We start from the raw sequence: 12310 nt of genomic DNA, 5'->3' as shown, positions 1-12310 counted from the left end.
AAAGAACACAATGAATACATCATAAAGAAATAAATAGAGCATAAGCAGACTTCCATATAGAGATTTTGGTCTGCTAAAAAGTCGGGATACAAGAAAAAACGATCAATAAAGTACCCGACTAAAGCAATAATAACTCAGCCTGCGGAATTGTGAGATGATATTAAGAAGGGGGTATGTTGTAAATATTCCTTATATTTGCCAATACAAAGGGAAGATGTAACTTGTAGCTAATACTTTTTCAGATAATAAAGATAATAAAGTTATGTATCAAAATTTCAAAACATTGCTCCTTAGCGGTATAGCCGCTATCAGTCTGCTTGCAGTGGGCTGTAAGGGAGAGAAAAATGATCCTATGGAAGGAAATCCATTCAACGAGCCTAGCGCACTGGCTTTTCACGCTCCAGACTTTGGCAAGATCAAAAATGAGCACTACAAGCCTGCATTTGAGGCTGGTATCGAACAGCAAAGAGCTGAGCTTAAGGCCATTGTAGACAATGAGGAGAAGCCAACATTCCAGAATACCATCCTCCCTTACGAGGATAGTGGGGCACTTCTTTCACGTGTTTCCAATGTATTCTTTGCCATCTCAAGTGCCGATGGTACTGATGAGATCAAGGCAATAGAGGCCGATGTGATCCCTATGCTCACCGCTTGGGAGGATGAGATCACCTTCAACCAACCACTCTTTGATCGTATCAAGGTGGTTTATGACAATGAGTACGAAACCCTTCAAGGTGAAGACAGGAAACTCCTCAAGGAGATTTACGACGGCTTTGTAAGAGCAGGTGCCAATCTTCCAGAAGAGAAGAAGGCTGAGCTTGAGAAGGTCAATGCTCGTCTAGCAGTACTCCAGCAAGAGTTTGTAAAGATGAATATCGAGGCTCGCAACAAGGCCATCGTTCCTATTGAGGATGTAGAGGAGTTGGCTGGCCTTAGCGAGGGTGAGATTGCTCAATGCAAGGCTGATGCCGAGGCAAATGAAGCTGTTACTGCACCTTATGCTATTGTAATCAGCAATACTACACAGCAGGATATCCTGACATCTCTTGAGAATCGTGCAACCCGTGAGAAGGTATTCAACGCCTCTTATCACCGTTCGGATAACACTAGCAACCAAAATACCTACCCAATCATTGCAGAGATGGCTCAGCTTCGTCACAAGAAGGGACAGCTACTCGGCTTCAACAATTTTGCTGAGTACAGTCTTCAGAATACGATGGCTAAGACTCCAGAGGCAGTGACTAGCTTCCTAAAGAAGCTTGCAGAGGAGTATCAGCCTGTAGCTGACCGCGAGACTAAGGAGATTGAGGAGTATGCTCGCAAAACTATGGGTAGCGACTTTGAGCTAAAGCCATACGACCGCTTCTACTTCTCAGCCAAGATGAAGGAAGAGAAGTATCACTTCAATGCTAATGACGTTAAGCCTTACTTCGAGGTAGATAGCGTCCTTAAGAATGGTGTATTCTACGCTGCAGAGCATGTTTATGGTCTCACCTTCAAGGAGCGCTTTGACCTCCCAACCTACCATAAGGATGTACACGTTTACGATGTACTCAATGCTGAGACTGGAGAGCAGGTAGCTCTATTCTATACCGATCTATTCAGACGTCCTACCAAGGGTGGTGGTGCATGGATGAGTGAATTTGCATCTCAGAGCCATCGCAATGACCAGCTTCCAATCATCTACAACGTATGTAACTACACCAAGGCACCAGAGGGACAACCTAATCTAATTACTTGGGATGAGGTAACTACTCTATTCCACGAGTTTGGTCACGCTCTTCATGGTATGCTATCTAATGTAGAGTACAAGTCTCTCAGTGGCACCGACGTGTTCCGCGACTTCGTAGAGATGCCAAGCCAGTTCAATGAGTACTTTGCTACTGTGCCCGAGGTATTTGCCAACTTTGCTAAGCACTATGAGACAGGCGAGGCTATGCCAGAGGATCTTAAGAATAAGATGCTGGAGTCGGTTAACTTCCACGCTGCCTATGCTCTAGGGGAAAACCTTGCTGCTTCTACTGGCGACGTAGCTTTCCACATGCTTACTACAGGTAATGAGGTAAATGCAGAGAATGTAGAGGAGTTTGAGAATAACGCTCTTGCAGCGGCTGGGCTTCTCAATCCACAGATTCCTCCACGCTACCGCACTAGTTACTTTAACCACGTTTGGGGTGGTGGCTACGCTTGTGGTTACTATAGCTACCTATGGTCTGAGGTACTGGCTGTAAATGTTGGCGAGTATTTCACCAAGAATGGTGCGCTCAATCCTGAGGTAGGTAGAGCTTTCCGCGACAAGGTTCTTTCCAAGGGTAACACCGAGGATCTAGCACAGATCTTCTCCGACTTCACCGGTCTTGCAGAGCCTAATGTAGCTAGCTTGCTCCCTGCACGCGGTGTGAAGTAAGCACCCACGACATATTAAATACGAAGGAGCCCTCACGCAATGTGAGGGCTCCTTTATTTTATACTAAGATGAGAATGGACTTAGTCGAGAATGTTGCACGAAGTGCCATTCTCGCACATTTGCTTCAAATGTGCCGAGACTTTGCACGAAGGATGAGATGCAAGGTGCTGAGGATGACGGTGAAGGGAGCGTACTCACGTACGTGACCGAACCCGAATTCCGATAGCAACGCCGCAGATCGCCTTCGTGCAACAGTCTCTAGTCGTCTAGCTTCTCACCAAAAGAGAGATCTCCAGCATCACCGAGACCTGGTACGATATAAGAGTGCTCATTGATCTCAGGATCGTTGACAGCGGTCCAAAGCGTACAATCCTCAGGCATTACCTTCTGCAGATAATCCAGTGCTGGTTGACTAGAAATCACAGAGGCCACATGCAATACCTTAGGAGTTCCCTTCGTGAGGATTGCCTTGTATGCCAGCTCCATAGAGCTTCCAGTTGCCAGCATTGGATCGACCAAAATCAGCGTTTTACCCTCTATTGAAGGAGAGGAAAGATACTCAATCATCACCTCAAAATTGAGCCGGTCCTTATACCTACGATAAGCCGAAACAAAGCAGTTCTCCGCTCTATCAAGATAATTAGTAAATCCATGGTGGAGAGGAAGTCCAGCACGTAGAATTGTGGCAATCACCACCTCATTCTGATCCAATTGGTCGTGCGAGATCGCTAGTGGAGTCTGCACCTCCTTAGGCTGATACTCAAACGTCTTACTAATCTCATACGCCATCACCTCGCCTATCCGCTCAATGTTTCGCTTGAAGCGCATACGATCCTTTTGGATATTGACATCTCGCAACTCCGCCACAAAGCGGTTGAGGATTGAATTCTGTTCCGAAAGGTTGATTACTTTCATGATCTTATATACTATTTCTTATGGTTTGAATTTTTCTTTTGCAATAAAGCGTGGTACACCTGACTTCTACTCATCACATCATCCACATAGTTAGCCGTCTCCTTACCTCGCAGGTATCCAAAGCGAACCACTGGGTCATTGTAGTACTCTGGATGGCTTTTCAGTAAGATATACTCCCTCACCCCGCCCTGCCATATAGAGTCGGGGGCATGATGTTTCCGGGCAAGCCGCATTGCATCCTGCACATGTCCCAGTCCGGCATTATAGGCTGCAAGTGTGAAGCTCAATTGAGTCGCCTCATCAGTCATATCTCCGAAGCTCTTCCTCACCTCTAAAAGACAGTCTACCGCCACTCGAATTGATACCTCAGGCCGAAGTAACTCCTCCTTCGTTGCCCCATAACTAGCACCAGTGCGTGGCATAATCCCCATCAACCCCCTAGCTCCACTCCAGCCTACCACATCGCTTCTAAAACGACTCTCGTGATAAGCAATAGCCGCCAACACCGTCCAGTGCCAAGGCAGCCTAGCCCCCTCTTTTTCAAATAAAGCATCGTACTGAGAGATCACCCCTTGCGTCAATTGCACCCGCTCCGTTACCATCGCAAACTCCTGAATATAGCTCTGCAGATGGCTATTCTGGTCACGTAGCCGACTATAATGCCCCAACTTTTCACCTGTTAGGAAGTAGGTATCCAACTGCTTCTTTAGTGAATTATTCTCTTTACAAAGAGCCCACCCATACTTAATCGGTGCACTCACCCGAAGGTTGGCATTAAGCGAAGGGAAATACCTCATCCCCAACTGCCCCAGATGCTCATCTACGAGTAGGAAGTCTATTCCCTCCTCCGTGCCCATCTGCACCAAAAGCTCCTCCATACTGAGTGAGTCCGAAGGGACCACTTCAATGTTTTCCCCTATCTCCTCCTCAATCTGATGCAACCGAACCTCTGCAGCACCCCCAGCATCTATCCACACTTTCTTACCTCCCAGTTCTGAAAGGTTTGAAATCATCCCCTCCTTTGCCTTTCTCTGTACCAGCACTAGAGATGCCGTATCAATGATTCCGCCAAAAGAAAACCGCTCGAGATTTCCTCGTGACATAGCCAAAGGGGTAATACAAAGGTCTATCTCCCCTTGCTCCAACCGCCAAAGTAAGCTATCCAAGCTCCGCTCAATCTGCACATCCAGTACAAGTTCGTGAGCTTGTGCAAAGTCCACCGCCTTTTGATACTCCAAACCCATCATCTCACCCCTCAGCAGGTAAAAGTCTTCGGGCGAGGTAAGCGTCCCTATCCTCAGCGTATCACTATCTACCACCTCCTGCCAGCTACGGAAATGCTGTGCCGACTCATTCCCCTCCTCCTGACTACAGGCAGAGAGCAATAGGCTCAAAAGCAGACCAAGTAGATAAATAGTTCTCATCATCTCTTAAGACACATAGAGCAAAAAGCCCTTCAGATAACTCCCCTCGGGGTGGTAAATACTTACTGGGTGATCGGCAAACTGACCAAACTGCTCCAGCACCCGCACCTCACGACCAGCATGCAACGCAGCGGTAAAAATAGCCTGCCGGAACTCCTCTACCCCCACCACTTGTGAGCAAGAAAAAGTAAAGAGTAGCCCGCCCTTTGCTATCTTACGAAGTGCCGCACTATTCAGTTTGCGATAACCTTGCAGACCATTTCGCAATACCTCCCTCCTTTTTGCAAAAGCTGGAGGGTCCAAAATAATCATATCAAAAGCCCCCTCCTCCATCTCATACAGATACTTAAAGGCATCCCCTACCACAGACTCATGGCAAGTAGGAACTTCACCAAAGTTGAGCTTCAAATTGCCCTCCAGCAGATCCATCGCCCTAGGCGAACTATCCAGCGACACCACCCGCTCTGCACCACCTCTTAGGGCATAGAGCGAAAAGCCACCGGTATAGCAAAACATATTCAGCACCCTTCTTCCCTTCGCCAGCTCCCCTACTCTAGCTCGATTCTGACGTTGATCAAGGAAGAAACCAGTCTTCTGCCCTCTTAGGATATCTGGGGAGTAACGAATGCCTTGCTCCTCTGCCACCACCTGCTCCACAGCATCAATAGAGCCGTAAAGCAATTCATCCACCACCCCCTCCACCATCGGTAGAGAGTCCGACGACTTATAGTAAACCGCCTCCAATCGCTCCCCTAGCACCGTTGCCAGTGACTCCGTCAGTTCTCTACGTCTCAAGTGCATCGTAAGCGTATGAGCTTGCATCACAGCCACCCCTCCGTAGAGGTCCACAATCAGTCCTGGCAAACTATCTCCTTCCCCATAGACCAAGCGGAAACCCTCACGAGGAGAAGCCAAAAGTCCAAATGTCTTACGAGCCTCCAGCGCCTCTTGAAACCGCCTTTGCCACAAAGAAGCATCTATCTGCTCCCCCTCCGCAAAGGTCAAAAGCCGTACCGCAATAGAGCCACCTTCATAATAACCTCTTCCACAAAAGTGCCCCTCACTATCCAGCACCTCCACCATATCCCCAGCCTCTATCCCTTTAGTAGAGACAAGGGCACGTGAAAAGATCCAAGGATGCTTACGCTCCACTGAGGCCTCTCGCCCCGCTTTTAGCTCTATCTGCTTCATATTGACTACTATTTCTTTTTTGCTACTTTACTCCCCTTACTCTTGCCCCTATTCTTTGCCTCCTTTGTTTTTGATGTCCCAGCGGTTCGCCCCCTTTTCAAAGACTTCCGGATAGAGCGTTTATTTTTCTCCTTAGGCAGCCCCTCTAAGTCCCGATACATTTCCTCATTTAGCCACCCCTCCAAAGCTTGGTAGATTCGTAGACCAGCCACCGCATCAAGTGCTGCATAATCCAATTGAGCCTCCGTCAACTCCTCACGCTCCCAATCCGAGAGGCGCTGCCCCTTACTAATCCGCTTACCGAATAGTACCGCATAGAGTTTTGAGAGCGAAAGCACCTCAATACCAGCTGCCTTAGAAAGCAGCCTGAGATCCACCATCCGATTGAGACGCAGTTGGCGATCCTTCCAAAGTCCCTTGGCATCATCACCAATACCCACTCCCACCTTAGTGATTTTTTGATCCTCAAGTAGTTTCTTCACTGGTGCCAATTGCTCTTGAGAGAGTACCGGCTCCAATCGAATCAATAGTGCTCGGTCGGCAGTCGCCAATTGTAGAAGTGATACCTTATGGCTACAACCACGCTTAAAGGCCGGTTTCGTCTCCGTATCCAGCCCCAGCACACTTACCCCATCACCCAGTGCCGAACACTGAGCCACAAACTCCTGAACAGAAGTTCTATGCGAAAGCACCACTAGTGGCACCTCAAGCACCTCTGCTTCTAGCTCTCTCAGCTCCTCATTGCTGATCTTACTCCTAGTTATCTCCTCCATCTTCCTCTTGAAGTTCAAAGAGAGGGTCGTGGTATAAGCGATGCAATTGCCTCAGCACCGTCAGCAATAGCTCACCCCAACGTTCCTCCATCGTGTAGCGACACTCCGCCACCGCCTGATACATTGCTCGTTCATTACCCCCACGCATTACCCATACAAAGTCGCCCAGCACCTGGTAAATATCGGCCAAAAGCTCTGCAGTGCTCACACCGATAGGCGTCTCGGAATACTTCATCGCCTCCTCCTCAGCGTCAAGAAAGTAGTCATAGCTCCCTAAGATGCGAACCAACCGCTGCCGAACCAGGTCATACTCCTCCTCCGTCACCAACCGACCAGCTTCCTCCCCAAAAGCCTCCATAGTCCAAGTGGGTAGCCGTAACCCCTCAGCATAGATATCTGCCAGTACCTGCCGACACTCCGCCAAGCTCTCCCTGGTCCACAGCGGTGTCGTCACCGGTTCCACCAAAGCACAATAGCGTGCGGTGGCGGCCACAAAGCCCAGCACCCCACTATTCCCCAATACACCTGTACCCCCCTCACTGCTCTTAGCTCTCATGCTTATCGCTTCTATCACTCATTAAATGTGTACTTCATACAAAGGTAGACATTTTTGAGCAAATACCACTCCTATTCTCCAATGCACGTCATGAAGCGAGCCACCAAAGATTATCTACCCCTTTTTTGGTAACTTTGTGACTGAGGGAGAAGGAGCATTGGGATACTAATATATATATGTGTGGAGAAAACTCTATGAGACGAATCAATATAGCCCTAGATGGGCACTCTTCTTGTGGCAAGAGCACCATTGCCAAGCGACTAGCTAGCCAACTCGGCTATACTTACGTGGATACTGGGGCGATGTACCGCGGGGTGACCCTCTGGTCGCTCCGAGAGGGCCTTTGGTCCGATGGCCAACCTTGCGAGGAGACCATCAGCCAGCGAGTGGTACAGGAGGTCACCCTCGCATTTGAAGCAAAAGCAGATGGCCAGCACCTCCTCCTCAATGGAGAGGATGTAGAGCGAGAGATTCGGGGTATGGAGGTCTCCAACCACGTGAGCCCCATCAGCACCATCGCAGCGGTACGAAAATACCTGGTAGCCATACAGCAATCATGGGTTTCAGCAGGTGGTGTGGTGATGGATGGCCGAGATATCGGCACTGTAGTCATGCCCCATGCCGAGCTCAAGTTTTTCGTCACCGCCACACCCGAAGTACGAGCTGCCCGACGTGTGGCAGAGCTACGTAGCCGTGGCGATGAGGTGAGCTACGAAGAGGTGCTACAGAATGTAGAGGCACGCGATCGGATCGATAGCACCCGAGCCATCGACCCCCTTCGCCGTGCCGATGATGCCATCCTGCTAGACAATAGTACACTATCCCTCGAGGAGCAACAGCAATTAGTATGGGAGGTGGCGATGCGCGTCATTCGGGGCAACTCCTCGGGCGAGCTATCAGTAGAGATCGATGAGGGGTCGGGCTTTTGCTTCGGAGTGATCCACGCCATCAGCAAGGCCGAGGCCGAGCTAAAGCTTCAGCGCCCCCTCTACTCCCTCGGCGATATCGTACACAACAGCGAAGAGGTTGCACGCCTCTCCCGAGAGGGGCTCCATGCAGTCGGCTACGACCAGCTACCATCGCTCAAGGGAGAGCGAGTACTCTTCAGAGCTCATGGCGAAGCCCCCAAGATCTACGAGGAGGCCCGAAAGCAGGGCATCGAGGTGATAGATGCTACCTGCCCTGTGGTACTCACCCTCCAAAAGCGGATCCGAACCAAGTACCTTGAGGGATTAGGGGAGGGGCAGCAAATCGTGATCTTCGGAAAGCGAGGGCATGCCGAGGTAAATGGACTGGTGGGCCAAACCGATGGCACCGCCATCGTGGTACAATCGGTAGAAGAGGCACGTGAATTGATTGATCCTAATCGCGCTGTAGCACTATTTAGTCAGACCACTATGGATCAGAAACAGTTTGAGGCACTTCACACCGCCCTGCGTGAATGGGTTCACGAAGGGGTGAAGGTGGAGTGGTACGATACCATCTGCCGACAGGTCTCCAATCGGGTCCCCGAAATCACCCAGTTTGCCAAGGAAAAGGATTGGGTCTACTTCATCGCCGGAGCTCACAGCAGTAATGGCAAGGTGCTCTACCAAACCGCCCTACGTGCCAACCTTAATACCCACTTCATCACCTCCCCCGACGAGATCACCACTCGCCTCCCCTCCTGGGTACACACGGTGGGTATCTGCGGAGCTACCTCTACCCCAAGGTGGCAGATGGAGGCGGTAAAACAAAAAATAGAGGAGCAAGCTTACACATCCCAACCTCACGACAAATAACAGATTTTTACCCCCCTGCATCTAGGCAAAAGTGGAGATGCAACTAAGCATTTGCTGAGTTGCAACTAAGCAATTGACGAGTTGCAACTAACCGATTGCTTAGTTGCAACTAAGAAAACGCTAGTGTATAGTACTAAGAATCAATCCATTACAAAAGGCGATTTTATCGGGCAAAAAAGTCGAGAATCTAGTTGTCGGTATTTGCCAAAGAAGAGTAATCAACAGCCTCTGTCTGAGACTGATGATAAAGCTATTTTTCACCTCAGCTGGAGAAAAATTACTAGCATTATGACGTATACAGGCAGTAGGGGGAATTCTAATTTTTCAGCTATGATAACTGTCTCGAAATATTGAGGTAGCCGCGATAATTTTTGGTAGATTTGCGGAAAGGTGTGGGGTTAGTTGGGGGAGTAGAATAGATAATCAATTAAGGCATGACGAGTAATCATCAATGGGTTCGATGGATCTTGGCGCTAGTGGGGTGCCTAGCACTGCTCTTGCTAGTGGAGAGTTGCTCCAAGCAGTCGCCGATTCCCATGAGTGTGAGGAGGCTCTACCTTGTGATACTGGAAGAAAAGGATGAGGCTGGTAGATACCGTACGCTCATCAAGGAGGAGGGGTCGACGACGCCAAAACCTTTCATTGCTATCAAGGAGATTGAAGGTTTTGACCGCCATTATCAGGAGGGACAGCGATATCAGATCATCGTAAAAGAGTTGACCTCAAGAGGAGAGATAAGGTTTATATGGACAGGAAAAAATTGGCCGGAATAGGTGGAATAGCGATATGAGTGACGAAAGCTCTATAGTGAGGGAAGCCCCGACGCAGGCGTGGTGGCACCCCAATAGGCTCTTCATCGGTAGCAAAGCAATATGGGCTATAATGCTGGTACTGATGTCGATTAGCCTATGGATTGTCTTTTCTTCGACCAGCACCAAGGCGTTTGGCTCTTGGGCGAGTGGAGGTGGCTTCTTTAATATGTTTGGAAAGCACATACTTTCAATGGGATTAGCCATTGGGCTCTGTGTGGCGGTATCACATATTCCACTACGTTTCTTTAGGAAGTATGCGAGGCTCTTTTTATTTTTCAGTTTTATCCTACTCCTCTACGTGCTTTTTAGGGGTCAGGATCTCAATGATGCAAAGCGACAAATCTCACTCGCTGGTATCTCCTTTCAGCCTTCAGAGCTAGCGAGGCTCGCCTTGATCAACTTTGTGGCAACGCAACTGAGGTTCAAAGATGGGCGACACGCTTCGGCACGTAACTTCTGGGTGATATTCATCACCACCGGTTTATTTTGTCTGCCTATCTTCCTAGAGAATATATCGACAGCTCTGATCCTCGCCTCGGTGGTCTTTTGTATCTCTTACATGGGAGGTGCCAATCGGAAGATGATGAGGCGATTGCTTTTGGGGGGCTTAGGGGCTTTGGCATTGGTGATTATGCTACTAGTTTTGGTGCCAAGTATTCGAGAGGGCGGAGTAACTCGCTTGGGCACAGGCTATGCTCGAATTGAGCGATTCATAACGCAAGTGGGAGCACCTATCAATTCGGATACCTACAGCGATATTGATGGAAAGGATCTGCAGATTGTTTCATCACAAAGAGCGATTGCCAATAGCCACCTGCTGGGTGTAGGCTTTGGTAAAAGTGAGATGCGTAACCTCCTTCCCGAGCCATATTCGGACTTTGTATTTAGCATCTTGGTGGAGGAAGGGGGAATTGCCGCAGCTATCTTGGTGGTACTGACCTACTTGGCTCTATTCTTTATTATCGGAGGGATCGGAAGGCGTACCAATAGTGTCTACCAAACCCTCTTGGTACAGGGGATAGGGTTGATTATCACACTACAAGCCTTCCTGCATATGCTCATCTGTGTCAATCTATTCCCGATCACTGGGCAAAACCTCCCATTTATCAGTCGAGGTGGCTCTAGCTATCTAGTGACGGGGATTTACTTCGGCATCCTTTTGGCGGTAAGCCACGATAATAAACGGAAGGAGGAGGAGCGGATTGCCAAAGCAGGGGGTCTCAACCAAATTGTTGCTACAGAGGCTATCCCAGAGATGCCTCCAATAGAGAGTGAACCAATAGAAAATGTGGAGCCATGAGTACAAAACTAACCAATGTAATCATCAGCGGTGGTGGCACAGGGGGGCATATATTCCCCGCCATCTCTATTGCCAATGAGATAAAACGTCGATACCCAGAGTGTGAGGTGACCTTTGTGGGCGCCAAGGGACGTATGGAGGAGGAAAAGGTACCTGCAGCAGGGTATGATATCATCTTGCTACCGGTAGAGGGATTGAGCCGAGGCAAGAATCCCATTAAGCTATTCATCACCCTTTGGAAACTACTTAAGAGCCGACAACAAATCCGTAAAGAGCTAAAAAGGATCCGGCCACAAATCGTGATCGGTGTGGGAGGGTATGCCAGTGCCCCTACCCTTTTGGAGGCAAATGGGCTAAAGATACCGACTTTGGTGCAGGAGCAAAATTCATTTGCAGGCAAAACAAATAAATTAGTCGGCAAAAAGGCGGAGACAATTTGTGTGGCATACAAGGATATGGCTCGCTTTTTTCCGAAGGGAAAAAACCTCATACTTACGGGAAATCCAATCCGTAAGCAATTGGCTGATATACAACCACACGCTATAGAGGCGTATCAGCACTTCAAGCTGGACCCTAAAAAAAGAACGCTCTTAGTGATTGGGGGAAGCCTTGGAGCACGGACAATCAATGAGAGTATGGCAGCTGCTGTGAAGCTTTTTGCGAGCGAGCGGGAGACCATGCAACTCCTATGGCAGTGCGGAAAGGGCTACATAAAAGAGGGGCAAGAGCATCTCAAAAGCCAAGGGTTGGAAGATAAAAACATTGTACTCACTGACTTTATCAACCGTATGGACTATGCCTACTCGGTGGCCGATCTGGTGATCTCTAGGGCGGGAGCTAGCTCTATCTCGGAGCTATGTATGCTGGGGAAGCCTTCGATCTTGGTACCTAGCCCTAATGTGGCGGAGGATCACCAAACTAAAAATGCTCAAGCTCTGGTAGCGGATAACGCTGCGGTGATGGTGGCGGATGCCGACGCACGAGAGGCTTTGGTGCCGAAAGCTCTGGAGCTACTTGGGGCTGAGAAACAGCTGGAGGTGCTGGGCACCAATGCCCTGAAGCTAGCCTGTCCAAAGGCGGATGAGACGATCGTGGATGAGGTGGTGAAAATTGTGGAGAAGTGGGAAGCGATGAAAGCCACAAAGAAGTAG

General features: G+C 49.1%; 10 protein-coding genes and 1 pseudogene. 6 read left to right on the top strand and 5 right to left on the bottom strand.

From position 1 onward, the window contains the following. Positions 1-262: 262 nt before the first annotated feature. Complete coding sequence (locus MWL85_RS03070) at positions 263-2407, top strand: M3 family metallopeptidase (protein WP_244401370.1); 2145 nt, start codon at positions 263-265, stop codon at positions 2405-2407. Positions 2408-2665: 258 nt separating this feature from the next. Here the strand turns inward: MWL85_RS03070 and upp are convergent, their stop codons facing one another. Genes upp through MWL85_RS03045 form a run of 5 tightly spaced genes read right to left on the bottom strand, consistent with a single transcriptional unit; the run spans position 2666 to position 7266 of the window. Further along, positions 2666-3322 (bottom strand): uracil phosphoribosyltransferase, encoded by a 657-nt coding sequence (gene upp / locus MWL85_RS03065; protein WP_018028136.1) that lies wholly within the window; start codon positions 3320-3322, stop codon positions 2666-2668. 11 nt (positions 3323-3333) lie between these two features. Continuing rightward, positions 3334-4749, bottom strand: a complete 1416-nt coding sequence (locus MWL85_RS03060) for an MltF family protein (protein WP_244401369.1) — start codon at positions 4747-4749, stop codon at positions 3334-3336. 3 nt (positions 4750-4752) lie between these two features. Then, positions 4753-5937 carry a class I SAM-dependent rRNA methyltransferase gene (locus MWL85_RS03055; RefSeq protein ID WP_244401368.1) on the bottom strand — a complete coding sequence of 395 codons (1185 nt, stop codon included), beginning with the start codon at positions 5935-5937 and terminating at the stop codon, positions 4753-4755. An 8-nt stretch (positions 5938-5945) separates the two neighbouring features. Continuing rightward, positions 5946-6710, bottom strand: coding sequence for a 3'-5' exonuclease (locus tag MWL85_RS03050; RefSeq protein ID WP_021903877.1), 765 nt, complete (start codon positions 6708-6710; stop codon positions 5946-5948). Then, on the bottom strand, positions 6694-7266 hold the full coding sequence (locus MWL85_RS03045) for a DUF5063 domain-containing protein (RefSeq protein WP_244401367.1): 573 nt from the start codon (positions 7264-7266) through the stop codon (positions 6694-6696). The genes MWL85_RS03050 and MWL85_RS03045 overlap by 17 nt, the downstream gene beginning before the upstream one ends. A 176-nt stretch (positions 7267-7442) precedes the next feature. Between MWL85_RS03045 and cmk the strand changes: the two are divergent. The 5 genes and pseudogenes from cmk to murG form a co-directional block, all read left to right on the top strand. After that, positions 7443-8042 (top strand): annotated as a pseudogene (gene cmk, locus MWL85_RS03040) ((d)CMP kinase); the annotation flags it as partial. An 84-nt stretch (positions 8043-8126) separates the two neighbouring features. Next, the gene (locus MWL85_RS03035) at positions 8127-9047 is read left to right on the top strand and encodes a 4-hydroxy-3-methylbut-2-enyl diphosphate reductase (RefSeq protein WP_244401850.1); all 921 of its coding nucleotides are present in this window, start codon (positions 8127-8129) and stop codon (positions 9045-9047) included. 434 nt (positions 9048-9481) lie between these two features. After that, positions 9482-9820, top strand: coding sequence for a hypothetical protein (locus tag MWL85_RS03030; protein WP_070706864.1), 339 nt, complete (start codon positions 9482-9484; stop codon positions 9818-9820). Positions 9821-9833: 13 nt separating this feature from the next. Further along, positions 9834-11159 carry an FtsW/RodA/SpoVE family cell cycle protein gene (locus tag MWL85_RS03025; protein ID WP_244401366.1) on the top strand — a complete coding sequence of 442 codons (1326 nt, stop codon included), beginning with the start codon at positions 9834-9836 and terminating at the stop codon, positions 11157-11159. Further along, positions 11156-12310 (top strand): undecaprenyldiphospho-muramoylpentapeptide beta-N-acetylglucosaminyltransferase, encoded by a 1155-nt coding sequence (gene murG, locus MWL85_RS03020; RefSeq protein ID WP_244401365.1) that lies wholly within the window; start codon positions 11156-11158, stop codon positions 12308-12310. Before MWL85_RS03025 ends, murG begins: the two co-directional genes overlap by 4 nt.

The sequence above is a fragment of the Porphyromonas somerae genome (assembly GCF_022845615.1).
Classification (GTDB): Bacteria; Bacteroidota; Bacteroidia; order Bacteroidales; family Porphyromonadaceae; genus Porphyromonas_A; species Porphyromonas_A somerae.
Note: the sequence above shows the minus strand (reverse complement) of the source record. Positions and strands in the feature narration are given on the sequence as shown.

Excerpts from the sequence above, each read along its gene's own strand:
- MWL85_RS03070 (WP_244401370.1), top strand. The coding sequence starts at position 263 with ATGTATCAAAATTTCAAAACATTGCTCCTTAGCGGTATAGCCGCTATC.
- upp (WP_018028136.1), bottom strand. The coding sequence starts at position 3,322 with ATGAAAGTAATCAACCTTTCGGAACAGAATTCAATCCTCAACCGCTTT.
- MWL85_RS03060 (WP_244401369.1), bottom strand. The coding sequence starts at position 4,749 with ATGATGAGAACTATTTATCTACTTGGTCTGCTTTTGAGCCTATTGCTC.
- MWL85_RS03055 (WP_244401368.1), bottom strand. The coding sequence starts at position 5,937 with ATGAAGCAGATAGAGCTAAAAGCGGGGCGAGAGGCCTCAGTGGAGCGT.
- MWL85_RS03050 (WP_021903877.1), bottom strand. The coding sequence starts at position 6,710 with ATGGAGGAGATAACTAGGAGTAAGATCAGCAATGAGGAGCTGAGAGAG.
- MWL85_RS03045 (WP_244401367.1), bottom strand. The coding sequence starts at position 7,266 with ATGAGAGCTAAGAGCAGTGAGGGGGGTACAGGTGTATTGGGGAATAGT.
- MWL85_RS03035 (WP_244401850.1), top strand. The coding sequence starts at position 8,127 with ATGCGCGTCATTCGGGGCAACTCCTCGGGCGAGCTATCAGTAGAGATC.
- MWL85_RS03030 (WP_070706864.1), top strand. The coding sequence starts at position 9,482 with ATGACGAGTAATCATCAATGGGTTCGATGGATCTTGGCGCTAGTGGGG.
- MWL85_RS03025 (WP_244401366.1), top strand. The coding sequence starts at position 9,834 with ATGAGTGACGAAAGCTCTATAGTGAGGGAAGCCCCGACGCAGGCGTGG.
- murG (WP_244401365.1), top strand. The coding sequence starts at position 11,156 with ATGAGTACAAAACTAACCAATGTAATCATCAGCGGTGGTGGCACAGGG.